Source organism: Mangrovactinospora gilvigrisea (genome assembly GCF_001879105.1).
Taxonomy (GTDB): Bacteria; Actinomycetota; Actinomycetes; order Streptomycetales; family Streptomycetaceae; genus Mangrovactinospora; species Mangrovactinospora gilvigrisea.
The window spans coordinates 1-21411 of the sequence record NZ_MLCF01000016.1 but is presented as its reverse complement, the minus strand read 5'-3'; the positions used below and the strand labels follow the sequence as shown (position 1 = coordinate 21411).

Annotated in this window: 20 protein-coding genes and 1 tRNA gene; 16 read left to right on the top strand and 5 right to left on the bottom strand. The window is 72.2% G+C overall.

All coding sequences use genetic code 11. The features are described 5' to 3' along the window. Positions 1-41 precede the first annotated feature (41 nt). Positions 42-881 carry a DUF8083 family protein gene (locus BIV57_RS04650; protein WP_071655349.1) on the top strand — a complete coding sequence of 280 codons (840 nt, stop codon included), beginning with the start codon at positions 42-44 and terminating at the stop codon, positions 879-881. 602 nt (positions 882-1483) lie between these two features. After that, entirely contained in the window at positions 1484-1690 is a 207-nt protein-coding gene (gene bldC, locus BIV57_RS04645) for a developmental transcriptional regulator BldC (protein WP_071655348.1), read from the top strand. A gap of 392 nt (positions 1691-2082) precedes the next feature. Here the strand turns inward: bldC and BIV57_RS04640 are convergent. Both BIV57_RS04640 and hrpA read right to left on the bottom strand, forming a co-directional pair. Next, a tRNA-Asp gene (locus BIV57_RS04640) sits at positions 2083-2157 on the bottom strand. Between the two features lie 95 nt (positions 2158-2252). Next, complete coding sequence (gene hrpA / locus BIV57_RS04635; protein ID WP_071655347.1) at positions 2253-6230, bottom strand: ATP-dependent RNA helicase HrpA; 3978 nt, start codon at positions 6228-6230, stop codon at positions 2253-2255. A gap of 381 nt (positions 6231-6611) precedes the next feature. Between hrpA and BIV57_RS04630 the strand changes: the two genes are divergently transcribed. After that, positions 6612-6965, top strand: coding sequence for a hypothetical protein (locus BIV57_RS04630; protein ID WP_071655346.1), 354 nt, complete (start codon positions 6612-6614; stop codon positions 6963-6965). 143 nt (positions 6966-7108) lie between these two features. Continuing rightward, positions 7109-8221: a PP2C family protein-serine/threonine phosphatase gene (locus BIV57_RS04625; RefSeq protein WP_175548664.1), complete on the top strand. Its 1113-nt coding sequence runs from the start codon at positions 7109-7111 to the stop codon at positions 8219-8221. 450 nt (positions 8222-8671) lie between these two features. On the opposite strand, the gene BIV57_RS04620 is transcribed toward BIV57_RS04625, so the two are convergent. Then, on the bottom strand, positions 8672-9277 hold the full coding sequence (locus BIV57_RS04620) for a DUF11 domain-containing protein (RefSeq protein ID WP_071655344.1): 606 nt from the start codon (positions 9275-9277) through the stop codon (positions 8672-8674). 227 nt (positions 9278-9504) lie between these two features. On the opposite strand from BIV57_RS04620, the gene BIV57_RS24505 reads away from it, so the two are divergent. The 6 genes from BIV57_RS24505 (at position 9505) to BIV57_RS04590 (ending at position 14624) form a co-directional block, all read left to right on the top strand. After that, positions 9505-9981, top strand: a complete 477-nt coding sequence (locus BIV57_RS24505; RefSeq protein WP_139275450.1) for a hypothetical protein — start codon at positions 9505-9507, stop codon at positions 9979-9981. A gap of 282 nt (positions 9982-10263) precedes the next feature. Next, positions 10264-11160, top strand: a complete 897-nt coding sequence (locus tag BIV57_RS04610; RefSeq protein ID WP_071655342.1) for a helix-turn-helix domain-containing protein — start codon at positions 10264-10266, stop codon at positions 11158-11160. Between the two features lie 148 nt (positions 11161-11308). Continuing rightward, on the top strand, positions 11309-12343 hold the full coding sequence (locus BIV57_RS04605; protein ID WP_071655341.1) for an alcohol dehydrogenase catalytic domain-containing protein: 1035 nt from the start codon (positions 11309-11311) through the stop codon (positions 12341-12343). A gap of 61 nt (positions 12344-12404) precedes the next feature. Further along, positions 12405-13379: an aldo/keto reductase gene (locus BIV57_RS04600; protein WP_071655340.1), complete on the top strand. Its 975-nt coding sequence runs from the start codon at positions 12405-12407 to the stop codon at positions 13377-13379. After that, on the top strand, positions 13379-13738 hold the full coding sequence (locus BIV57_RS04595) for a carboxymuconolactone decarboxylase family protein (protein ID WP_071655339.1): 360 nt from the start codon (positions 13379-13381) through the stop codon (positions 13736-13738). Before BIV57_RS04600 ends, BIV57_RS04595 begins: the two co-directional genes overlap by 1 nt. 10 nt (positions 13739-13748) lie before the next feature. Beyond that, positions 13749-14624 (top strand): aldo/keto reductase, encoded by an 876-nt coding sequence (locus tag BIV57_RS04590; RefSeq protein WP_245797427.1) that lies wholly within the window; start codon positions 13749-13751, stop codon positions 14622-14624. A 204-nt stretch (positions 14625-14828) separates the two neighbouring features. Here BIV57_RS04590 and BIV57_RS04585 read toward each other — a convergent pair whose 3' ends face one another. After that, a complete protein-coding gene (locus BIV57_RS04585) occupies positions 14829-15719 on the bottom strand; it encodes a helix-turn-helix transcriptional regulator (RefSeq protein WP_071655338.1) in 891 nt (296 codons plus the stop codon). A 240-nt stretch (positions 15720-15959) separates the two neighbouring features. Here BIV57_RS04585 and BIV57_RS04580 point away from each other — a divergent pair, with 240 nt between their 5' ends. The 5 genes from BIV57_RS04580 to BIV57_RS04560 all read left to right on the top strand — a co-directional run bounded on the left by BIV57_RS04580 (position 15960) and on the right by BIV57_RS04560 (position 19031). Next, positions 15960-16283, top strand: coding sequence for a carboxymuconolactone decarboxylase family protein (locus BIV57_RS04580; protein WP_071655337.1), 324 nt, complete (start codon positions 15960-15962; stop codon positions 16281-16283). A 37-nt stretch (positions 16284-16320) separates the two neighbouring features. Then, a complete protein-coding gene (locus BIV57_RS04575; RefSeq protein WP_071655336.1) occupies positions 16321-16755 on the top strand; it encodes a cupin domain-containing protein in 435 nt (144 codons plus the stop codon). Beyond that, the gene (locus BIV57_RS04570) at positions 16752-17609 is read left to right on the top strand and encodes an aldo/keto reductase (RefSeq protein ID WP_071655335.1); all 858 of its coding nucleotides are present in this window, start codon (positions 16752-16754) and stop codon (positions 17607-17609) included. The genes BIV57_RS04575 and BIV57_RS04570 overlap by 4 nt, the downstream gene beginning before the upstream one ends. A 339-nt stretch (positions 17610-17948) precedes the next feature. Continuing rightward, positions 17949-18647, top strand: a complete 699-nt coding sequence (locus tag BIV57_RS04565) for a hypothetical protein (protein WP_071655334.1) — start codon at positions 17949-17951, stop codon at positions 18645-18647. A 96-nt stretch (positions 18648-18743) separates the two neighbouring features. Then, complete coding sequence (locus BIV57_RS04560) at positions 18744-19031, top strand: hypothetical protein (RefSeq protein WP_071655333.1); 288 nt, start codon at positions 18744-18746, stop codon at positions 19029-19031. Between the two features lie 216 nt (positions 19032-19247). Here BIV57_RS04560 and BIV57_RS04555 read toward each other — a convergent pair whose 3' ends face one another. Next, positions 19248-20777, bottom strand: coding sequence for an AAA family ATPase (locus tag BIV57_RS04555; protein WP_071655332.1), 1530 nt, complete (start codon positions 20775-20777; stop codon positions 19248-19250). Positions 20778-21217: 440 nt separating this feature from the next. Here BIV57_RS04555 and BIV57_RS25535 point away from each other — a divergent pair. Then, positions 21218-21411: hypothetical protein (locus BIV57_RS25535; protein ID WP_217651689.1), on the top strand; the 194-nt coding region annotated here is incomplete at its 3' end.

The following is a 21411-nucleotide window of genomic DNA, read 5'->3' as shown; positions in this document are numbered from 1 at the left end:
CGACATGGAAGCAACTGCCCTTCCCGTGCGAGGATTTCGGGGTGCGCACCAGCCTGCTCGCTCCCTATGCGGCCTACCTACGCGTCTACGAGCCGCTCGCGGCGTTCCCCGAGCCGGAGCGCTCGCACTGGTACGACTACGCGGCCGGCGGCGAGCTGCCGTCCGCGCAGGACGAGGTGCGCTCCAGCCTCGCGGGGCTGACGGCCGTGCCGCCGCGGGTGGTGCCGGAGCGGGAGAGCCGCGAGGCGTTCGTGGCGGTGGCCGACGGTGTGACGCACATCTGCCCGTGGACGACGCAGCTGCGGGTGCGCCTGGCGCTGGAGGAGGCCGTCCGGCTGCTGCCCGACCCGGCGCTGGAGGCGGCGCTGCCGGCGGTGCTGCGCGAGCAGCTGCAGGGCGACTTCGAGCGCTGGCGGGACAAGAACCCGGACGCCCGGCCGTGGATCCAGCAGGCGGCGTGGCACGTCCCGGTGCGCTGGTTCGTGCTCTTCGACGGGTCGGAGCGGTCGTACCAGCCGGGCGGCGGCGGGGTGCCGCCGGCGCTGTCGTACCGGACGTCGATGACGCGGGCGCGGCAGCGGACCGCGCGGGGGCTGCGGGTGCTGCGGGACGCGATGGAGGACGACGGGCTGCTTTCGGCCGGTCTGGAGCAGGTGGGCCGCTGGCTGGAGGAGTTCCATCCGCGCTCGCTGGTGGAGCTGGACTACGGCGGGCTGGTGCATGCGCTGCCGCCGGAGCGGCTGGCGGAGGACGTCTCGGCGGCGGATGTGACGGAGGGCCTGGCGGCGCTGCGCGAGGGGGACGGCGCCGCGGCGGGCGTCGCCTACCGGAGGCTGCACGAGCGCTGGCGCGGGGTGCAGCAGCTGCAGTTCGCCAACTAGCGCCGCGACCGGCGGCGTTACTAGCTCCCGGGACGCGGGGGATCGGCGGGGTCTGCACGGTTCGGGGGGTTGGTGCGCTTCATCACGTTGCGGCCACGAAAGAAGCTTGGCGTGAACTGAGCGTGTACGGTCATCGGAACGTTCAGCTCCGGCGGACCTTGGTCCCCATCCGGACTATTGGGATGAGGATCACGTATCCGGATCCAACGAACCTGTCCGACAAGCAGGTTGGTTGTGGCAAAGTAGGACAAGACGCACCGGAGTCCGAGCCCCAGACCCCTTGTCCGGTTCCATCGGATGAAGTACGGTTCTGCGGGTTTTAGGAAGGACTGCATGGCCTGACCCGACGTGACGGGTTGTCACCGAGATGTGACTGCCCGCTATGGGGGGTTCCGTATCTCTCCGCGGTGTTGCACCCTTGCCGGGGCAATTCTTGCGGTTTGGCTGTCGGCACTGGACGGATGGTGTAGTTGTAGTGCCAAGGACAAGCCGTTCGTCCTATTACCGACCCGGCTCGCGTGCGCCATTTCGGGCATCGCGGGTCAAGGTGCATAATTTGAAGGAAAGAACCGTGTTGGTTCGGTTCTCCGAGGAGGCCGCTCATGACCGCCCGCACCCCTGATGCTGAGCCGCTGCTGACGCCGGCAGAGGTTGCCACGATGTTCCGCGTGGACCCTAAGACGGTCACTCGCTGGGCAAAGGCCGGCAAGCTCACGTCGATCCGCACGCTCGGCGGCCACCGCCGCTACCGCGAGACCGAGGTTCGCGCCCTGCTCGCGGGCATCCCGCAGCAGCGCACCGAGGCCTGAGCCACGCTCCGTCCCGCTCAGACCGGGCCGATGCGTTTCAGCCGTCCCGAAGGGGCCGCACCGGATTCCGCCGGATCCGATGCGGCCCCTTCGGCATGCCCGGAACGATCATTTCCGGCCCTTCGTTGCCAGAGTGAGTGAAGGGTATTCCGGTACTCCTGTGACGGGAGAGGGGTACGGGTAACCGGCAGTAATATTCTACATATTCGATGGAGAGCGATCTGGGCCGGTTCTTCCCGGTCCGCTCCCGGAACGAATTCCGTGACACCTCTCACAGGGCAGATCCTTGCCCGCTCCGTGTCGAACCGGATATATGGCCGCATAGCCCTGCCGGGAGCACGAAGAAGGGCCCGCTCCCCACGGGGAACGGGCCCAACCTCGATGCTGTGCTGCGGTCCTGACGGGATTTGAACCCGCGGCCTCCACCTTGACAGGGTGGCGAGCACTCCTAGCTGCTCCACAGGACCTGGAACTTCGCAGGCGAGAACGTCTGCGACCAGACAGATAGTACGGCACGGGAGGGCCCCGGTCCAACTCGTTGCCGCGGGGCCCCCGCCGGCCGTCACGCCATCGCGCTCACCGCCGCGTCCAGCGCCTTGAGCACGCGCTTCTCGGAGACCGGATGGGCCGTCCCCAGGCTCTGGGCGAAGTAGCTGACCCGCAGCTCCTCGATCATCCAGCGCACCTTGAGCAGCTCCTCCGGCTCGCGGCGGCCGGCCGGCAGCCGCTCCGCCTCCGCCCGGTACTCGTCCCACATCCGGCGGGCCGAGGCCATCCGCTCCGCGTCCCGGCGGGGCGCCTCGGGAAGCGCCTCCAGGCGCCGCTGCACGGCCCGCAGATAGCGCACCAGGTCCGGCAGCCTGCGCACCCCGGTCTCGGTGACGAAGCCCTTGTGGACGAGGCGGTCCAGCTGCTCGCGGACATCGGTGAGGGCGGGCAGCAGGGTGACGCTCTTCACCTGCTTCAGCCGCCGCTCGGCGCCGTTCCACTCCGCCAGCACCCGCGCGGTGCGGCGCACCGTCTCCAGGGTGACGTCGAAGAGTTCGGCGCGGACCTTGTCGCGCAGCGCCGCGAAGGCGGCCTCCTCGCGCACCGGGCCGCCGTTCGCCGCCATCAGGAAGTCCACCGCCGCCGCGACGCAGTCCTCCAGCAGCGCGCCCACCGAGCCGTGCGGGCCTCCGGACAGGGCCAGCTTCTCGGTGTTGGAGAGCTCCTTCTGCACCTGCTTGGCCGGCGAGGGGACGGAGAGCAGCAGCAGCCGGCGGGTGCCCGCCCACATGGCGTCCCGCTGCTCCTCCTCGGTGTCGAACATCCGGACGGCGGCCGTGCCGCCCTCGTCCACCAGCGCCGGGAAGGCGCGCACCGAGTGGCGCCCGCGCTTGCGCTCGAACGTCTCCGGGAGGGCGCCCAGGCCCTCGAAGGAGGTGAGGCCGGCGCGCTCGATGCCGTCCGGGGCGGCCGCCTTGGAGATGGTCTCCCGCATCTTCGGCTTCAACTGCCGCTTCAGCGCCTCCAGGGAGGTGTCCTCGGCGAGCTTCTTCTCCTTCTCGCCGACCACCCGGAAGGTGATCCTCAGATGCTGCGGGATGCGCTCCGCCTCGAAGGCGTCCTCCGGGACCTCCAGGCCGCCGAGGCGGCGCAGCTCCCGGGAGAGGACGGTGAGCAGCGGCTCGGCCGGCGCGGTGTCCGGGGCGGCCGCGGACTGGTAGCGGGCGAGGACCTTCGCCACCGCCTGGGCCGCGTTGGGGGCCGGCACGAAGTGGCGGCGGATCGGCTTGGGCAGCACCCGGATCAGGGCCGTGACGAGCTCCTCGCGCAGCCCCGGCACCTGCCAGTCGAAGCCCTCCTCCTCCACCTGGTTGAGGATGGCCAGCGGGATGTGGACGGTGACGCCGTCCGCCTCGGTGCCGGGCTCGAACTGGTAGGTCAGCTTCAGCCGGAGGTCGCCCTGGCGCCAGATGTCGGGGTAGTCGGCGCGGCTGACGTCCCCGGCGCGCTCGTTGATGAGCATCGACTTCTCGAAGCTGAGCAGGTCGGGCTGCTCCTTCGAGGCCTTCTTCCACCACTGGTCGAAGTGCCGACCGGAGACGACGTCCTCGGGGACGCGCTGGTCGTAGAAGTCGAAGAGGGTGTCGTCGTCGACGAGGATGTCGCGGCGGCGGGCGCGGTGCTCGAGGTCCTCGACCTCCTCCAGCAGCCTGCGGTTCTCGTGGAAGAACCTGTGGTGCGTCTGCCAGTCGCCCTCGACGAGCGCGTGGCGGATGAACAGGTCGCGGGAGAGCTCCGGGTCGATGCGGCCGTAGGCGACCTTGCGGCCGGCCACCAGCGGCACGCCGTAGAGGGTGACCCGCTCCAGGGCGACCACCGCGGCCTGCTTCATCTCCCAATGCGGCTCGCTGTAGGTGCGTTTGACGAGGTGCTGGGCGAGGTCCTCGGCCCACTGCGGCTCGATCCTCGCCGCGGTGCGGGCCCAGAGCCGGGAGGTCTCCACCAGCTCGGCGGCCATCACGAACCGCGGGGACTTCTTGAAGAGGCCGGAGCCGGGGAAGACGGCGAACCGGGCGCCGCGGGCGCCGTCGTACTCGCGCTTGTCGTTGTCGTAGAGGCCCACGTGGGAGAGGAGGCCGGAGAGCAGCGAGCGGTGGATGTTGTCCGGGGTGCCCTCGGTGGTGCCGGGGTGCAGGCCCATCTGCTTGACGGTCTGCCGGAGCTGGCCGTCGATGTCCTGCCACTCGCGTATCCGCAGGTAGTTGATGAACTCGGTGCGGCACAGCTTGCGGAACTGGTTCCCGGAGAGCTCCTTCTGCTTCTCCTTCAGGTAGTTCCACAGGTTGAGGTAGCCGAGGAAGTCGCTGGTCTCGTCCTTGAAGCGGGCGTGCGCCTGGGAGGCCTGGGTCTGCTTGTCGACGGGGCGCTCGCGCGGGTCCTGGATGGAGAGGGCGGCGGCGAGCACCATCACCTCGCGGAGGCAGCCGTTCCTGTCGGCCTCCAGCACCATCCGGCCGAGCCGCGGGTCGACCGGCATCTGGGCGAGCTTGCGGCCCAGCGCGGTGATGTTGCGGTTCTTGTCCTTGACGGTGGGGTCGAGCGCGCCCAGCTCGTGGAGGAGGTTGACGCCGTCGGTGATCTGGCGGCGGTCCGGCGGCTCCAGGAACGGGAAGGCGGCGATGTCGCCGAGCCCGATGGAGGTCATCTGGAGGATGACCGAGGCGAGGTTGGTGCGCAGGATCTCCGGGTCGGTGAACTCCGGGCGGGAGTCGAAGTCGTCCTCGGAGTAGAGGCGGACGCAGATGCCGTCCGAGGTGCGGCCGCAGCGGCCCTTGCGCTGGTTGGCGCTGGCCTGGGAGACCGGCTCGATGGGCAGCCGCTGCACCTTCAGCCGGTGGCTGTAGCGGGAGATGCGGGCGGTGCCGGGGTCGATGACGTACTTGATGCCGGGGACGGTGAGCGAGGTCTCGGCGACGTTGGTGGCCAGCACGATGCGGCGGCCGCGGTGCGTCTGGAAGACGCGGTGCTGCTCGGCGGAGGAGAGGCGGGCGTAGAGGGGGAGGATCTCGGCCTGCTGATCCTGGCGGAGGCGGGCGTTGCGCTTGGCGAGGGCGTCCGCCGCGTCGCGGATCTCCCGCTCGCCGGAGAGGAAGACCAGGATGTCGCCGGGGCCCTCGGCGGTGAGCTCGTCCACCGCGTCGGTGATCGCCTGGACCTGGTCGCGGTCCGGGTCGGCGTTCTCGTCCTCCGGATCGACGACCGGCCGGTAGCGGACCTCGACCGGATAGGTGCGGCCGGAGACCTCGACGATCGGGGCCGGGGTGCCGTCCGGGGCGGCGAAGTGCGCCGCGAACCGCTCGGGGTCGATGGTCGCCGAGGTGATGACGACCTTGAGGTCGGGCCGGCGGGGCAGCAGGCGCTTGAGGTAGCCGAGGATGAAGTCGATGTTGAGGCTGCGCTCGTGGGCCTCGTCGATGATGAGCGTGTCGTACTGGTTGAGGTCGCGGTCGGTCTGCAGCTCCGCGAGGAGGATGCCGTCCGTCATCACCTTGATCGCGGTGCGGTCGGAGACGTCCCCGGTGAAGCGGACCTTGTAGCCGACGGCGCCGCCGAGCTCGACGTCCAGCTCCTCGGCGATGCGCTCGGCGACGGTGCGGGCGGCGATCCGGCGGGGCTGGGTGTGGCCGATCCGGCCGCGCACGCCGAGGCCCAGCTCCAGGCAGATCTTGGGGAGCTGGGTGGTCTTTCCGGAGCCGGTCTCGCCGGCGACGATCACGACCTGGTGGTCGCGGATGGCGGCGGCGATGTCGTCCTTCTTGCCGCTGACCGGGAGGGCCTCGGGGTAGCTGACGGCGGGCAGCGCGGCGCGCCGCGCGGCGAGGCGCTCCTCCGCGGCCTCCACCTCGGCGGTGATCTCGGTGAGGACGGCCTCGCGGGCCTCGGGGCGCCGGATGCGGCGGGCCCCGTCCAGGCGGCGGCGGAGGCGGCGGGAGTCGCGGACGGTGAGGGCGTCGAGGCGCGCGGCGTCGAGGGACGGATGTCGGGTAGCCATGGCACTGGCAAGGATAGTTAGCGGGGGCGGGGGGATGGCGAACCGTTAAACGCGTGCGCGGGTCCGGTCGGGGCCGACCGCGCGAACTGTCGGGGCCGACCGCGCGCGAACCGGGGCCGGGCGGCCGTCGTGGGGAAGGGCGAGGCCGGCTGCCGGGGGCCCTTCGGAGTGCCGCCCAGAGGCCCGCGGCGCCCCCGCGGCGCCCCGAAACCCGTTTGACCGTCGGGGGTCTTGACTGGGTTCATGGGTACGGCACGCGGAACCCCTCCCCCCTACCGGGCGGGCTCGGGGCCTCGCGGCATGCCCGAAATGAACACGCACGGTGATCATTTGACTACGCTGGTGTGCGACATGCGACCGGCGAGAAGGAAGAGGTGCGAAATGGGCGTATCGGTCCAACAGCGACCGAACGACCTGGACACGACGTGGGACCCCGAGGGGGAGTTCGGCGCCGGTTCGGTGACGGGACCGAACCGGGCGGCGCTGGTGAAGCGTCCGAGGTCGGACGTGGAGCGGTTCGGCTGGTTGGCCGCCGCACAGAACCGGTGGAAGCGCTGGAAACACACGCGCTCGGAGCAGCGGCTGAGGGCGGCCGTGCACCGCATCTGCCGCGGTGGCGGGCAGTGCCTGCGCTCGGATGTCGACACCCGGCACGAATGCCCCTGGGCGGATCGGGTGGACATGGCCCTGGCGATGTCGGTGGCGCGGGCCACTGACCGGACCCGGGTGTTCTGAGCAGCACTGATCCGAGCAGAGTTCTGAGTGGAATGCGGTCGGCGCCCCCTGGCGGGGCGCCGGTCCGCCGCATCCGCGATCATGATGAGGGGCCCGGTCCGGACGGCCCGTCGGGGCGTCGAGGAGCGGAGGGCGGGCGGGTGGTGGTGGAGCGGCTCCGGCGCATTCCCGCCGCGGTGTGGGCGTGGTCGGTGTGCGGGGTGCTGCTCGTCGTCGGGGTGCTCGCGGAGTTCGTCCTGCCGGGCCCGATCACCGGGCCGCCGCCGCTGATCGCGGCCTGCTTCGTGGCCGCCGCGCTGCTGTCGCCGGCGGCGACGATGCTGGTGGGCGGGACGGTGCTGCTGATCGAGGCGGTGGTGCTGCTCGTCTTCGGCCTCGACTTTCACGACGCTCAGGACCTGGTCGCGCTGGTGGCGCTGGTCGTCGTCAGCGCGGTCGTCTGCCGGGTGCGGACGCGGCGCCGCGCCGAGCTTGCCACCGTCCGGGAGGTGGCCGAGGCCGCGCAGCGCGCGGTGCTGCCCCCGCCGGACGGGCGCTACGGACGGCTGCTGGTGGCCTCCCGCTACGACGCCGCGGGGAGCGCGGCGCACATCGGCGGCGATCTGCTGGCGGTGGAGTCGACGCAGCACGGGGTGCGGATGCTCATCGCGGACGTGCGCGGCAAGGGGCTCGGCGCGATCTCGGTGGTGGGCGGCGTGGCGGGGGCGTTCGCCGAGTACGCGCACCTGGCGTCGGACCTGCCGACGCTGGTGTCGCTGCTGGAGGCGTCGCTGCGGCGGCGGAAGGCGCGGTCGCGGCCGACGGGCGGGGTGGGCTACGACGTGCCGGACTCGGCCGAGTTGTTCGTCACCGCGCTGGTGGCGGAGGTCGCCCGGGACGGGCGGACGCTGCGCACGGCGTCGTGCGGCCACCCCGCACCGCTGGTCGTCCGCGGGGCGGACGGGGCGGTGGAGGTGCTGGAGCCGGCGGAGGACGGGCTGCCACTGGGGCTGCGCGATCTTGCGCCGGGGCCGGCGGTGGTGCGCAGCGACGAGCTGCGCGAGGGGGATGCGCTGCTGCTCTTCACGGACGGGCTCGCGGAGGCGCGGGACGCGGCGGGGGCGTTCTTCGATCCGGTGGCGTGGGTGGCGGCGCGGGGCGCCGGAGTGTCGGATCCGGGGGCGGTGCTGCGGGAGTTGGGCGATGCGGTGGTGCGGCACACCGGGGGCGTGCTGCAGGACGACACGTCGATGCTGGTGGTGCGGCGGGACGCGTAGGCGCGGTCGCGGGCCCGCCCGCGGTGGATGCGATACCGGGTTCCCCGCGCCTCGGGCCCTCCGCGCTTCCGTCCCGGCCCTCCGTCCCGGCGCCCCTCCGCGCCTCGCCCGGCGCCTCGGCCCTCCGCCCCGGCGCCCCTCCGCGCCTCGCCCCTCCGCCTCTTCGGCCCAGCGCCTCTCCGCGACTCGCCCCGGAGCCTCGCCCCTCCGAGCCTTCGCCCCGGCGTCTCTCCGTCTCTCCGCCCCTCCGAGCCTTCGCCCCGGCGTCTCTCCGTCTCTCCGCCCCTCCGCGACTCGCCCCGGCGCCTCTCCGTCCCCCGGCGCCCCTCCGCGCCTCGCCGCTCCGCCTCTTCGGCCCAGCGCCCCTCCGGCCTTTCGCCACTCCGCTCCGGCGTCTCGGCGTTCCACCGGGACCGCTTCGCGGGCTGCGGGGGTGTGGGGCGGGGGGTGTCAGGTAGGCGTGATGTGGCGGCGGAGCAGGGGGAGGGTGGTGGCGGCGGCGACAGCCGCCAGCGCGGCGGCGGTCAGGGCCGTGATGAGGTTGACGCTGCCGCGGTCGACGCGGGCGGCGGGCACCCCGAGGGTGACGAAGTCCGAGCCGCAGGCGACCGGTTGGCCCGCGGCTGTCTCGCGGACGCAGACGGTGCTGGAGAGCGCGGTGCCGTCCTTCGCCCGCGCCGCCGGCGCGCCCGGCACGCCCGCGAGCGCGCGGACGCCGAGGCGGACGGTGCCGTGCGGGGCGAGCCGGACCGTCCAGCCGAGCGCCGTACCGCCCGCGGGCCGCGCGGCCGGCGTGGAGCCGATGGCGTGCATGCCGTCCGGCAGCAGCTGGGTGACGACCGCGGCCGGGTAGGCGGCGCGGCCGCGGTTGGCGACGGTGATGGCGTAGTCGACGCGTTCGCCCGCTCGGATCGGGCGGTCCGCGGCGGCGCCGGCGACGCGGACCGCCACGGTCAGCGGCGCCAGCGGCGGCGGCTCGGCCGTGGCCCGCGCCGGGGCCGCGGCGAGGCAGGCCGCTGCCGTCGCCGCGGTGAGCAGAAGTGCCCTACGGGCCATGGGCCATGTCCTACCGCGCGCGACGCGTCCCCCGCGGCCCGCCACGCGCGGCGGCCCGCCGGGGCGACCCGTACGGCGGACGGCAGTGCGCCGGGTCGGCGCGTCGACGGGAGGCGTTGTTCACGGAGCGCATCCGCTCGCCTACACTCTGGTCTCGGGTGGGTGCGGCGGGAGCGCCCTCCGCGGGGGTCCGCGGGCCGCGGTCGGGCCGTCAAGAGGGGTGCTCCATGCGCCGGTTGACCCATGCCGTCGCGGCTGCCGCTGCCGCGGTGGCCGTCCTCGCCGGGTGTGCGGGCACACACACGGACCTGCCGACGCGGCCGCTGCCGCCACCGTCGTCCTCGACGTCCGACGGCGGATCGCCGGACCCGTCGCCGTCCGGCTCTCCGTCCGGCTCCCCGTCCGACGGGCTGCCGCCCGCGCGCAACGGCTCGGACCTCTCCGCCTGCTACAACGCCCGGTGCGAGGTGCGGCTCGCTGACGGTGACACGATCGGCTTCGCGCCGCGCTTCGCGGTGGGGACGATGCGGTTCGCGATCGGCGCCGACGGGATGACGGCGACCGCGGGCTACCCGGACGCCGGCGGCGGGATGCAGTCCTCGGTGGGCCGGGGCGGCGAGATGGTGATGAACGGCATCCGCATCCAGGTGGAGGCGATCGCCGGCTCCGCCGCGGTCGTCGAGATCAGCCCGTCCTCGACCTGACGGCCCGCCATGCGGCCCCGCTCCCGATGACGTGCACCCCACCCGCCCCGACGGCGGACACGACCGCCGCGAACAGCACCTTGCGCAGGATCTTCCTCACCGCCCGCGCCCTCGGCGCAGGCCGCCTCCGCGCGGGCGAGGCCTGACCCGATCGGCGGTCGCGGCCACGCCGGCGCATGCCGACACCCGGGAGCGGGCGAGGGAGCGGGCGGGGCGGCCGCGGGGGAGGGGGGTGCTGGCAGCATCTCCCACGACCGCGTCCCGGCTCGTAGCGTGGAGGACATGAGCAACCGCAGTGAGGTGCGAGAGTTCCTGGTCTCGCGCCGTGGCAAGGTCACTCCCGAGCAGGTCGGTCTGGTGCCCCTCGGCGGTGCCCGCCGGGTTCCGGGGCTGCGACGCGGCGAGGTGGCCGAGCTGGCGGGCGTCTCCGTGGAGTACTACACCCAGCTGGAGCGCGGCAGCCTGCGGGGCGCCTCCGAGGGCGTCCTGGACGCCATCGCCCGAGCGCTTCTGCTGGACGAGGCCGAGCGGACCCACCTGTTCGACCTGGCCCGGGCGGCCAACGCCGCAACTGCGGTACGCCGCCGTCCGAGTGCCGCCGCGCAGCGGGTGCGTCCGGCCATCCAGCAGATCCTCGACAGCCAGCTGTCACCCGCGTGGGTGCGCAACGGGCGGGGGGACATCGTGGCGACCAACCGGCTGGGCCGCGCGCTGAACTCGCCGCTGTTCGACGATCCCGCCCGCCCCGTCAACCACGCCCGGTTCCGCTTTTTGAATCCGCGGGCCGCCGAGTACTACCGCGACTGGGACGAGGTGGCCCGCACCGTGGTGTCGGTGCTGCGGGCCGAGGCCGGCCGCAGCCCCTACGACAAGGGGCTGACGGACCTGATCGGGGAGCTGTCGACCCGCAGCGAGGAGTTCCGCACCCGCTGGGCGGCCCACGATGTGCGGCTGCACCGCAACGGGATCAAGCGGCTGCACCATCCGGTGGTCGGCGATCTGGACCTGTCCTACGAAGGGCTGGACCTGCCCTCCGATCCGGGCCTGACCTTGTACATCTACACCGCCGAGCCGGGCTCGCCCTCCCAGCAGGCCCTGGACCTGCTCGCCAGCTGGGCCGTCACGCTGGAGGAGCAGGAGCGGCGCGAGCAGGACGAGCACCGGCAGGAGCAGCCCTAGAGGCCGCTCGTCGTATCAGGACCGACGTCACCTCGAACAACGGCGTGCGGATGCCGATCCATGCCTACTCGGGCGAGCGCCCCCGAGCCCGCTGACCGGCCGGCCCCCGTTTCCACCAGCCCGACCCACCCGAGAAGGACCACCTCCCATGCGCGCAACCCTCCTCCACCAGGCCGGCGACGTCCTCGTCGGGAACGTCGCCGACCCGAAGATCCAGGAGCCCGCCGACGCGGTCGTGCGCATCGTGCTCGGCTGCATCTGCGGCAGCGACCTGTGGCCGTACAAGTCCCAGCCGCTCACCGACACCCCCCGGCAGATGGGCCACGAGTTCCTCGGTGTCGTCGAGGAGACCGGCCCGCAGGTGACGGGCCTGAAGCCGGGCGACGTGGTGGTGGCGCCGTTCACCTACGCGGACGGCACCTGCGAGTACTGCCGGCGCGGCCTGCACACCTCCTGCCCCCACGGCGGCCCGTGGGGCGTGGGCGGCGTCGACGGCGGGCAGGGCCAGGCCACCCGCGTCCCCTATGCCGACGGCACGCTGGTCAAGCTCCCCGTCGGCGAGGACTCCGAGCTGCTGCCCGACCTGCTCACCCTCTCCGACGTGCTGTGCACCGGCTACCACGCCGCCCGCACCGCCGGAGTCACCCGCGGCGAGAGCGTCACCGTGATCGGCGACGGCGCGGTCGGCCTGTCCGGGGTCATCGCCGCCAAGCTCCTGGGCGCCGAGCGCATCATCCTGATGGGCCGCCACACCCCGCGCACCGACCTGGGCGTTGACTTCGGCGCCACCGATGTGGTCTCGGCCCGCGGCGAGGAGGGCGTGGCCGCGGTGCGCGAGCTGACCGGCGGGCACGGCACCGAGCGGGTACTGGAATGCGTGGGCCTCAAGGACGCCCTCGTCCAGGCCGCAGGGGTGGCCCGCGACGGCGGCACCATCAGCCGGGTCGGCGCCCCGCAGTACCCCGAGGTCCCCTTCGGCTTCGGCGAGTTCATGCGCAACCTCACCCTGACGGGCGGTGTCGCACCGGCCCGCGCCTACATCGAGGAGCTCATGCCGCACATCCTGAACGGCGGGATCCACCCCGGCCGGGTCTTCGACCGCACCGTCGCGCTGGACGAGGTCGCCGAGGGCTACCGCCTGATGAACGACCGCGAGGCCCTCAAGGTCATCGTTCGCCCCTGACCGGCGGCATCGCCCACCTTCCCGCACCACCACCACCATGAACGAAGGACAGTGAAGCCTCGTGAAGCACATCCGCCTGCGCGACCTCGACGTCTCCCGCATCGGCCTGGGCGCCATGGGCATGTCCCACGCCTACTCCGGCGCCGGGACCGATGACGACCAGTCCGTGCGCACCATCCACCGCGCCCTGGAGCTGGGCGTCACCCTGATCGACACCGCGGAGGTCTACGGCCCCTACACCAACGAGGAGTTGGTGGGCCGCGCCCTGAAGGGCCGCCGGGACCAGGCGGTGCTGGCCACCAAGTTCGGCCTGATCTCCCACTCCGGCCGAGACAGCGGGCCGGACAGCAGCCCTGCCGGCATCCGCGTCGCCGTCGAGGGCTCGCTCACCCGCCTGGGCACCGACTACATCGACCTGTACTACCAGCACCGCGTCGACCCGGAAACGCCGATCGAGGAGACCGTCGGGACGCTGGCCGAGTTGGTCGCCGAGGGCAAGATCCGGCACATCGGCCTGTCCGAGGCCGGCCCGGACACGATCCGCCGCGCCCATGCCGTGCACCCGGTCACCGCGGTGCAGTCCGAATACTCGCTGTTCACCCGCGACCCCGAAGCCCGGGTCCTGCCGGTGCTGCGCGAGCTGAACATCGGCTTCGTGCCCTTCTCCCCGCTCGGCCGCGGCTTTCTGACCGGCGCCATCCGCTCGCCGGAGCAGTTCGCCGCGGACGACTTCCGCGCCGACAACCCCCGCTTCACCGGCGAGAACTTCACCCACAACCTGCGCCTGGCCGACCAGGTCGCCGCCGTCGCCGCCGAGATCGGCGCCACTCCCGGCCAGGTCGCCCTGGCCTGGCTGCTCGCCCAGGGGGACACCATCGCCCCCATCCCGGGCACCCGCCGCGTCGCCCGCGTCGAGGAGAACACCGCCGCCGACGCCATCGAGCTCACCGACGAGCACCTCGCCCGGCTGAGCGCCCTGCCCCCGGCCGCCGGAGACACCCACAACCCGGCGCAGATGAAGATGATGGAGCGCTGATGACCGGCACCAACCCGCGCATGGCACCCGACCTGGTGCGCCGCCACGCCCCCAAGCTCGCCGACCTCACCGACGACGTGCTGTTCGCCGACGTGTGGCAGCGCCCGGACCTCGCACCCCGCGACCGCAGCCTGATCACCGTCGCCGCCCTGGTCGCGCTGGGCCGCGACGCCCAGCTGACCGGCCACCTGAAACGCGCCCTCGACAACGGCCTGAGCACCGCCGAACTCGCCGAGGCGATCACGCACCTGGCCTTCTACGCCGGTTGGCCGGCCGCCATGAGCGCCATCAACGTCCTGGCCCAGGTCACCGAGCGCCACGCCGGCACACCACCCCCCTCCGACCACCGGCCGAGCTGAGGAGCGTCCCGTGCAGTACCTGACCCTGAACAACGGTGTGACGATGCCCGCCCTGGGCTTCGGCGTCTTCCAGACGCCCCCCGACGTCACCGAGCAGGCCGTGGCCACCGCGCTTCGGACCGGCTACCGGCTGATCGACACCGCCGCGGCCTACGCCAACGAACGCGAGGTCGGCAACGCCATCCGCAACTCCGGGCTGCCGCGCGAGGAGGTGTTCATCGAGACGAAGGTCTGGATCAGCGACTACGGCTACGAACAGACCCTGCACGCCTTCGACAAGAGCGCCGGCAAGCTCGGCGTCGAGCAGATCGACCTGCTCCTCCTGCACCAGGCCCTGCCCGATCGCTTCGACCTCACCCAGGACGCCTACCGGGCGCTGGGGAAGCTGCTCGCCGACGGACGCGTGCGGGCCATCGGCGTCAGCAACTTCATGCCCGAGCACCTCGACCAGCTGCTGAAGCACACGGGCGTGGTGCCGGCCGTCAACCAGATCGAGGTCCACCCCTACTTCACCCAGCCGGCCGTGCAGGCGGCCGATGCCGACCGCGGCATCGTCACCCAGGCGTGGTCGCCGATCGGCGGCATCACCAGCTACCGCGGCACCGGTACCAGCACCTTCGAGGACCCCGCCATCACCGCCATCGCCGCCGACCACGGCAGGACCCCCGCCCAGGTCATGATCCGGTGGCACCTCCAGCAGGGCCGCTCCGCCATCCCCAAGTCCGTCCGCCCCCAGCGCGTCGCCGAGAACTTCGACGTCTTCGACTTCCAGCTCACCCCGGCCGAACTCGAAGTCCTCGACCACCTCGACACCGGCACCCGCCGCGGCCCCGAACCCGCCGACATCACGTTGGAAACCTTCGGCCGGGACATCCCCGAAGCCTAATGGGAGCTATGGAGTCGGGGAATGCTCGGTTCCGTAGCCGCCAGCAGGTGAGCACTGGATCCATTGGGCCGCGTGCCGTGCCTTCCGCAGGCTGCACCGCTGTGCCAAGTACGGGATGGGGAGGGTCTGTTGCTGCTGGTCTGAGGCGCCGCACCCCTTGGTCGCGGTCCCGTCCCGTGAGGGCGCGAGGCGGCGGCGGAAGGGTCAGGGGCGGGAGGTGTCCTCGTGGGCGGCAGGTTTCTGTTCGGTGGCGGCCCAGGAGGCGAGCAGCGACAGCGCATCGTGATCCGGTGTGCCGGGCTCGGCGCTGTAGGCGGTCAGCGTCAGGCCGGGATGGGCGGGGAAGGCCATGGCGTCGAAGTCCAGGCTGAGTTCGCCGACGGCGGGGTGCCGGAAGGGCTTGCGTCCGGTGTGGTGCAGGCGCACGTTGTGCTGGGCCCAGGCGGTGCGGAACTCCTCGCTGCGGGTGACGAGTTCGCCGATCAGCCCGGTCAGGTCGCTGTCGCCGGGGGCGCGGCCTGCCTCGGTGCGCAGCAGGGAGACGGTGGTGTTGACCGAGGCGTCCCAGTCGGGGAAGAAGTCGCGGCCGGCGGGGTCGAGGAACTGGAACCGGGCGATGTTCACCGGCAGGGCCGCAGCACCGGCGAACAACGGTGCGTACAGGGCGCGTCCGAGCGGGTTGACGGCCAGGATGTCCAGGCGGCCGTTGCGGATGAACGCCGGGGAGCCGGTCATGGACTCCAGCACCCGCCTGAGGCTGGCGGGGACGGGTTCCTTGGCCTTGCGGGTGGTGCGGCGCCGGGGGCGCCGGCGCTGGGCGGCGGCCAGGTCGTGCAGATGGGCGCGTTCGGCCTCGTCCAGCTGCAGGGCCTGGCAGACGGCGTCCAGGACCTCCTCGGAGGCGCCGGCGAGCTGGCCGCGCTCCAGGCGGGCGTAGTAGTCGATGCTGACACCGGCCAGCAGCGCGACCTCCTCGCGGCGCAGGCCGGGCACGCGGCGGTGGCCGCCGCCGAAGGCGGGCAGCCCGGCGGCCTGCGGAGTGATCTTGGCGCGGCGGCTGGCGAGGAACTCGCGGATCTCCTTTGCGGTGTCCATCACCCCAGGTTAGGCAGGGTGGAGCAGCCCTGGGGGGTTCTGTCGGTACACGGAACGGCGGTGCCTTCCCCGGCTCCGTGGGCTGCGGTTGTCTCGAAGGTGGCAGCAGATGCGGCCCCGTCTCCGGCCGGCGCCAGAACGCCCGGAGATGCCGCCGGGCCCGCGGTGGCCGACCGTGGATCCCGGACCGCCCCGATGCCCGCCCGACCACACCATCGATTTGTCGCAGGGAGTCGCCTCATGGCCAAGCAGTCCGCCCCCCAGGAGCTGGCCGGCATCGCACCGAAACTGGTCGAGATCACCGACGGGGTGCTGTTCGCGGACGTGTGGGAGCGCCCCGGGCTGTCGCCGCGGGACCGCAGCCTGGTCACGGTCAGCGTGCTGGCCGCCCTGTACCGGACCGAGCAGCTGCCCTATCACCTGGGCAAAGCCCTGGAGAACGGGCTCAGCGTCGAGGAGCTGTCGGAGGCGATCACCCATCTGGCCTTCTACGCCGGCTGGCCCAACGCCATGACCGCGATCAACCAGCTGAAGAGGATCGCCGACGAGCAGGCCTCCGCCTGATCACCGGCGCGACCAGCACAACGACGGAGAGAACGAGATGGCCGGCAACGGATTTGATCAGATCTTCCCCTTGGGGGAGAAGAACGACGCCTACGCGCAGTACTTCATCGGCCAGAGCTACCTGGCCCCGCTCGCCTCGGGGAGCGTCCCCGTCAGCAACGTCTCCTTCGAGCCGGGGTGCCGCAACAACTGGCACATCCACCACGGCACGGGCGGCGGCGGTGACCAGATTCTGCTGTGCACGGCGGGCAGCGGCTGGTTCCAGGCCGAGGGCGAGGACCCCGTCGGCATGGAGCCGGGAACGGTGGTCCGCGTCCCGGCGGGCACCAAGCACTGGCACGGCGCGAAGGCCGACTCCTGGTTCTCCCATCTGGCCTTCATCACACCGGGGGAAGGCGTCGGCAACGAATGGCTGGAGCCCGTCACCGACGAGGTGTACGGCAAGCTGCCGAGGAACGGAGCGCACGCATGACCATCCTGGACGAGACCTACCACCTGTCGAACGGAGTCGAGATCCCCAAGCTGGGGCTCGGCACCTGGTTCATCGACGACGACAAGGCGGCCGAGGCGGTCCGCGCGGCCGTGGAGATCGGCTACCGCAACATCGACACCGCCCAGGCCTACGGCAACGAGCGCGGCGTCGGCGAGGGCGTGCGCACCGCCGCGGTACCCCGCGACGAGCTGTTCGTCTCGACGAAGCTCGCCGCCGAGATCAAGGACTACGACCAGGCGCTTGCCGCGATCGACGGCTCGTTGGAGAAGCTGGGCCTGGACCGCGTCGACCTGATGCTCATCCACAGCCCGCAGCCGTGGAACGACTTCCGCGGCGGCGACTACGCCGAGGGCAACCGCGCCGCCTGGCGCGCCCTCGAAGAGGCGCACCGGGCCGGCCGGATCGGCTCCATCGGGGTGTCCAACTTCCAGCAGCAGGACCTGGAGAACCTGCTCAAGGGCGCGACCGTCGTGCCGCACGTGAACCAGCTGCTCGTGCACGCCGGCAACACGCCCTCCGACCTGTTGGCCTACTGCGAGAGCAGGCAGATCCTCGTCGAGGCGTACTCGCCGATCGCGCACGGCGCGATCCTGAACAACGCCGAGGTCAAGGCGATGGCGCGGAAGTACGGCGTCTCCGTCCCGCAGCTGTGCATCCGCTACACCCTGCAGTTGGACACCGTGTCGCTGCCCAAGACGGCCAACCCCGACCACATGCGGTCCAACGCCGAGGTCGACTTCGAGATCTCCGGCGACGACATGGACGTCCTGCGCGACCTTCGCGACGTGGACTACGGCGAGCACAGCGCCTTCCCCGTCTACAGCGGCAAGTGACGCCGGAAGAGCGGCCGCCGGCCCGGCCGGGGTTCACCCAGAACCCCGGATTCCGCAAACGCCTCTGCCGTGGGGTGGCGGCCGCGCGCCCGGTGGGAGGGCGCCGCACCGCCAACATCATCCTCGGCGAAGACGGCCCGTGCATCATCGACTTCGTTATCGACCGGGTCCACGACGCCTCAATGCTGACCACCACCGGCGTGCACCGGGGGGCGCCCAGGCCGGTCCGGCCGTTAGCCCGCCGTTAGCCACCCGGCAGTTGAGCACCAGGGGACCCGTCCAGAGTGAGGAGCAGAGCAAGGGAGCGCCACGCTCACCAACCACCCAGGGGGACCCGACATGCGCACCACCACCCGCCGCCGCAGCCTCAAGATCGCCGCCGCAACGCTGATCGCCGCCGCCGGACTCTCCCTCACCGCCTGCTCGGGAACCGGCACCGCCGGCGCCCACGCCTCCGGCTCCACCGTCGCCGGCGTGACCACCGCCCAGTCCGGCGACACCGCCACTGCCACCGGCACCCATGACTCCCACGTGCAGGACGCCAAGGCCCAGGCAGCCCCCAGGAGCCAGGCCCGCCCCGCCACCCAGACCGGTACCGCCGGCACCACCACCTCCCGCGCCGGCTCCTCCTACCGCACCCAGCACCTCGCGGACGGCGTCAGCGTCGCCCGGATCTACGACCTGGGCAACCAGCACTACCGCGCCGACATCGTCCACGACGGCGACGTCCTGGCCACGATCGAAACCGGCGAGACCGACGCCGGACTCGACGCCAACGACATGTTCGTCACGCTCACCCTGGACGGGCAGGTCCACTCCTGGATGGGCGGCGGCCAGCAGAGCCCCGGCACCTTCCACCTGGCCGGAGGGTGGACGGCCAAGGTCACCCAGGTCGGTGAACTGCACTACCGCGCCCAGATCATCGGCAACGACGGCGTGGCCGCCACCATCGACGCCGACCAGCACGACACCGGGCTGGACGCCAACGGCATCTACATCGTCCTCAGCGCCGGCGGCATCATCAGCGCCCACGCCTGACGGTCCGACGCCCCGTCAGGCCGCTGGGCCCGCACCAACACCGAACCGACACGCAACCGACAGGACGTGAGACCCGTGGACGCCCACCTTCGAAACGTGACCCAAGCCGCCACCGTCACCGGAGCCGGTCTCCTCGCGGCCGTGGTGGCCGCCACGGGCGCCTCCGCTGTCGGCATCGCCGTGGCTGCCTTCGCGGGAGCCCTGGTCGGCGCCGTCCTCGCCCTGCACCTGACCGACCCCCGCCGACCCCAGCTCCAGGACACCCCCAGCGCGTCGGCTCCCAGCGCGTCGGCCCCCCGCGCACCGATCACGCCGCCGCCGCCCGGCCCCCGAACCCGAGCCCAGCTCGTGACGGTCCGCCAGCTCCTGGACACCGCCGCCTGAGCCTCGTACGGGCTGGCTGGGCGCGTGCCACCCTCCACCAGCCTCTCCGTAAAGGCGGAACAAGGCCACTCGCCAGTCCGGCAGATCGTGCGGGCGCGTGAACGAGTCTCCGCCGATCCGCGAGGCGAGGCGAGCCGCTGATGCGGTGAGGTGTGGTGCGGGACGGTTGCGCAGTAGTCGGCGGTCTGTTTTCCGGCCCCGGCGCGTCAGGTGGCGTCATGAAGCGCCGCCGCCCCGCAGGGGGCCGTCTCCGTAGAGTGCGGCCAGGTCGACCAGGAGGACGTCGGGGCGCTTGGCGGCGTGCTGTTCGAGGTCGGGCCAGAAGCCGGCGAGTGAGTACAGGACGAGGAGTGCGTGTTCGGTGCGGTGGCCCTGCGCGGTGAGCAGGTCGCGGATGCGCGCCAGCCGATCCAGGTCCGCGATGGCCCGGGGAGCGGCGGTCGCCTTGGCCTCGCCGATCACGGTGATGGAGCGGTGGGCCTTGCGGGGGCTCTCGCCGGGGGCGAGAGCCAGCACATCGACCTCGTGCTGGGTGCGCTTGGCGGGGTCGGGGACCTCGGTGCTGCCGGTGTGGCCGATGGGCAGCTCGGGTCGCTCCGTCAGCAGGTGGGTGGCGGCATGGGCCCGGGCCAGCTGTTCGAAGTGGGGGCCGACGACCTTGGAGTGGAAGGCGTGGTTCGCGTTGCTCCAGGCGCGCTCGGGCTGCCCGAGGTCGATCAGTGGTGCCTGGGGGAGGGTGACGACCTGGTTGAAACGGATGACGGGGTCGGGCAGCGTGATGATGGGGTTGCGCTGCTTGAGCACGTCCTGGTCGCGGCGTGCGTAGCCCGCCGTCTCCAGGACCTCCAGAGTATGGGTGAGGGCGGTGCGCTCCCTGCCCGCGGCGGCGCCGATGGCGGTGGGGGTGGTCGCGCCGTCGGCGATGGCGGTCAGCAGCTCGTAATAGGTGGTCCGCTGGCGGATGCGGGGGTCTTCGCGCAGCAGATACCCGGTCTCGGTGCGGGTGTAGGTGGCGCGGTCGGGAGAGAGCAGGACGCGGACGGCCCAGGCGGCGAACTCCTCGGGGCTGTGCGGGGGTTCGGTGTCGGTCAGCCGGGCGTAGCCGGGGGCCCCACCGAGGCAGGCGTCGACCAGGAATGCGGTGTGGGCGTCCGGGATCTGCCAGTAGGCGCGGGCCTGGCGGTAGTCGAAGGGGCCGAGGCGCATGTCGATCAGGGCCCGGCCGCGCAGCGGCTTCTGGCCGGAGAGCAGTTCGTGCATGACCGACAGGGCGGATCCGCACAGGACCAGGGCGCCGCGTGGTGCGTCGGCGGTGCCGAACTGGCCCTCGTCGTAGATGCGCTGGAGCAGCCCGGGGATCTCGGGGGAGTGCTGCAGGAGGTAGGGGAACTCGTCGATGACCACCAGCGGGGCGCCAGGTCCCCGGCCGGCGACCTGGAAGACGGTGCGCAGCAGCTGGTCCCAGTCCTCTATGCGCAGTGCATCGGTGGGCAACCCGCTGTGGGAGGCGAGGGCCTGGGCGATGCGGTCCTTGGCCGCCCGGGCGCCGTCCTCCTGGACGGCCGTGATGTACAGCCCGCCCATGGCCTCGGTGAGGGCCTGCAGCAGGAAGGACTTGCCGTAACGGCGACGCCCGGAGACGACGGCGATGCGCAGGGAGTCCCCGGCGCGCGCGGCGAACTCGGCGAGCATGGCCCACTCGCGGTCCCGGTGCTGCACCCGCGCGGGCTTGACGGGTGTGTCCATCGGGGTCCTTCCTGGCGTGCGATTTTCTCCTAATTAGGTAGTCATGGAGACTACCTAATTAGACAGGATTGTGCATCTTCGAATGGTGCGGCGGCCGAGATCGCAGGGGCGGCGCCGAAGCGCGACGATGCTCCGTCCCTTTTGGAGGTGGACGGCAGCGAACCCGGCGAGGTGGCCTGGCAGCGCCGTCGACGACCACACCGACGCCTACGCCCGCTCCCGCACCTTCCCCCGCACCAATCTGGCCGCGCTGCAGACGACGGGCGGCGATCCCGAGGAGGCGTCGGCGACCGCCGACCGGGCGCTTGACGAGGTCAGCGCGCCGCCCTCGGTCCGCGCCTACGACAACGTGCGGGAGCTTGCCCGGGGCGTCGGCCGACGCGGGGCGTCGCTGTCGTCAAGGACGTATGGGAGCGGATGCGCACCATGGTGGCGCCGGCGTGAGCAACCGGACGCGCATCCTGCTGTCCGAGGTGTGCGCCGTTGCCGAGGTCCGCGCGGACGACGACCAGCCGGCGCCGATCACGGCGTCGATGTCACCACTCCAGCTACCCGGTGCTGCGCGACATCCGCGAGTTGTCCGTCGCCAGCGAGGTGCCGAAAAGCTCCCTACCTTGTTCGTGCGGGGTCGGTC

Excerpts from the sequence above, each read along its gene's own strand:
- bldC (WP_071655348.1), top strand. The coding sequence starts at position 1,484 with ATGACCGCCCGCACCCCTGATGCTGAGCCGCTGCTGACGCCGGCAGAG.
- hrpA (WP_071655347.1), bottom strand. The coding sequence starts at position 6,230 with ATGGCTACCCGACATCCGTCCCTCGACGCCGCGCGCCTCGACGCCCTC.
- BIV57_RS04630 (WP_071655346.1), top strand. The coding sequence starts at position 6,612 with ATGGGCGTATCGGTCCAACAGCGACCGAACGACCTGGACACGACGTGG.
- BIV57_RS04620 (WP_071655344.1), bottom strand. The coding sequence starts at position 9,277 with ATGGCCCGTAGGGCACTTCTGCTCACCGCGGCGACGGCAGCGGCCTGC.
- BIV57_RS24505 (WP_139275450.1), top strand. The coding sequence starts at position 9,505 with ATGCGCCGGTTGACCCATGCCGTCGCGGCTGCCGCTGCCGCGGTGGCC.
- BIV57_RS04610 (WP_071655342.1), top strand. The coding sequence starts at position 10,264 with ATGAGCAACCGCAGTGAGGTGCGAGAGTTCCTGGTCTCGCGCCGTGGC.
- BIV57_RS04605 (WP_071655341.1), top strand. The coding sequence starts at position 11,309 with ATGCGCGCAACCCTCCTCCACCAGGCCGGCGACGTCCTCGTCGGGAAC.
- BIV57_RS04595 (WP_071655339.1), top strand. The coding sequence starts at position 13,379 with ATGACCGGCACCAACCCGCGCATGGCACCCGACCTGGTGCGCCGCCAC.
- BIV57_RS04585 (WP_071655338.1), bottom strand. The coding sequence starts at position 15,719 with ATGGACACCGCAAAGGAGATCCGCGAGTTCCTCGCCAGCCGCCGCGCC.
- BIV57_RS04580 (WP_071655337.1), top strand. The coding sequence starts at position 15,960 with ATGGCCAAGCAGTCCGCCCCCCAGGAGCTGGCCGGCATCGCACCGAAA.
- BIV57_RS04575 (WP_071655336.1), top strand. The coding sequence starts at position 16,321 with ATGGCCGGCAACGGATTTGATCAGATCTTCCCCTTGGGGGAGAAGAAC.
- BIV57_RS04570 (WP_071655335.1), top strand. The coding sequence starts at position 16,752 with ATGACCATCCTGGACGAGACCTACCACCTGTCGAACGGAGTCGAGATC.
- BIV57_RS04565 (WP_071655334.1), top strand. The coding sequence starts at position 17,949 with ATGCGCACCACCACCCGCCGCCGCAGCCTCAAGATCGCCGCCGCAACG.
- BIV57_RS04555 (WP_071655332.1), bottom strand. The coding sequence starts at position 20,777 with ATGGACACACCCGTCAAGCCCGCGCGGGTGCAGCACCGGGACCGCGAG.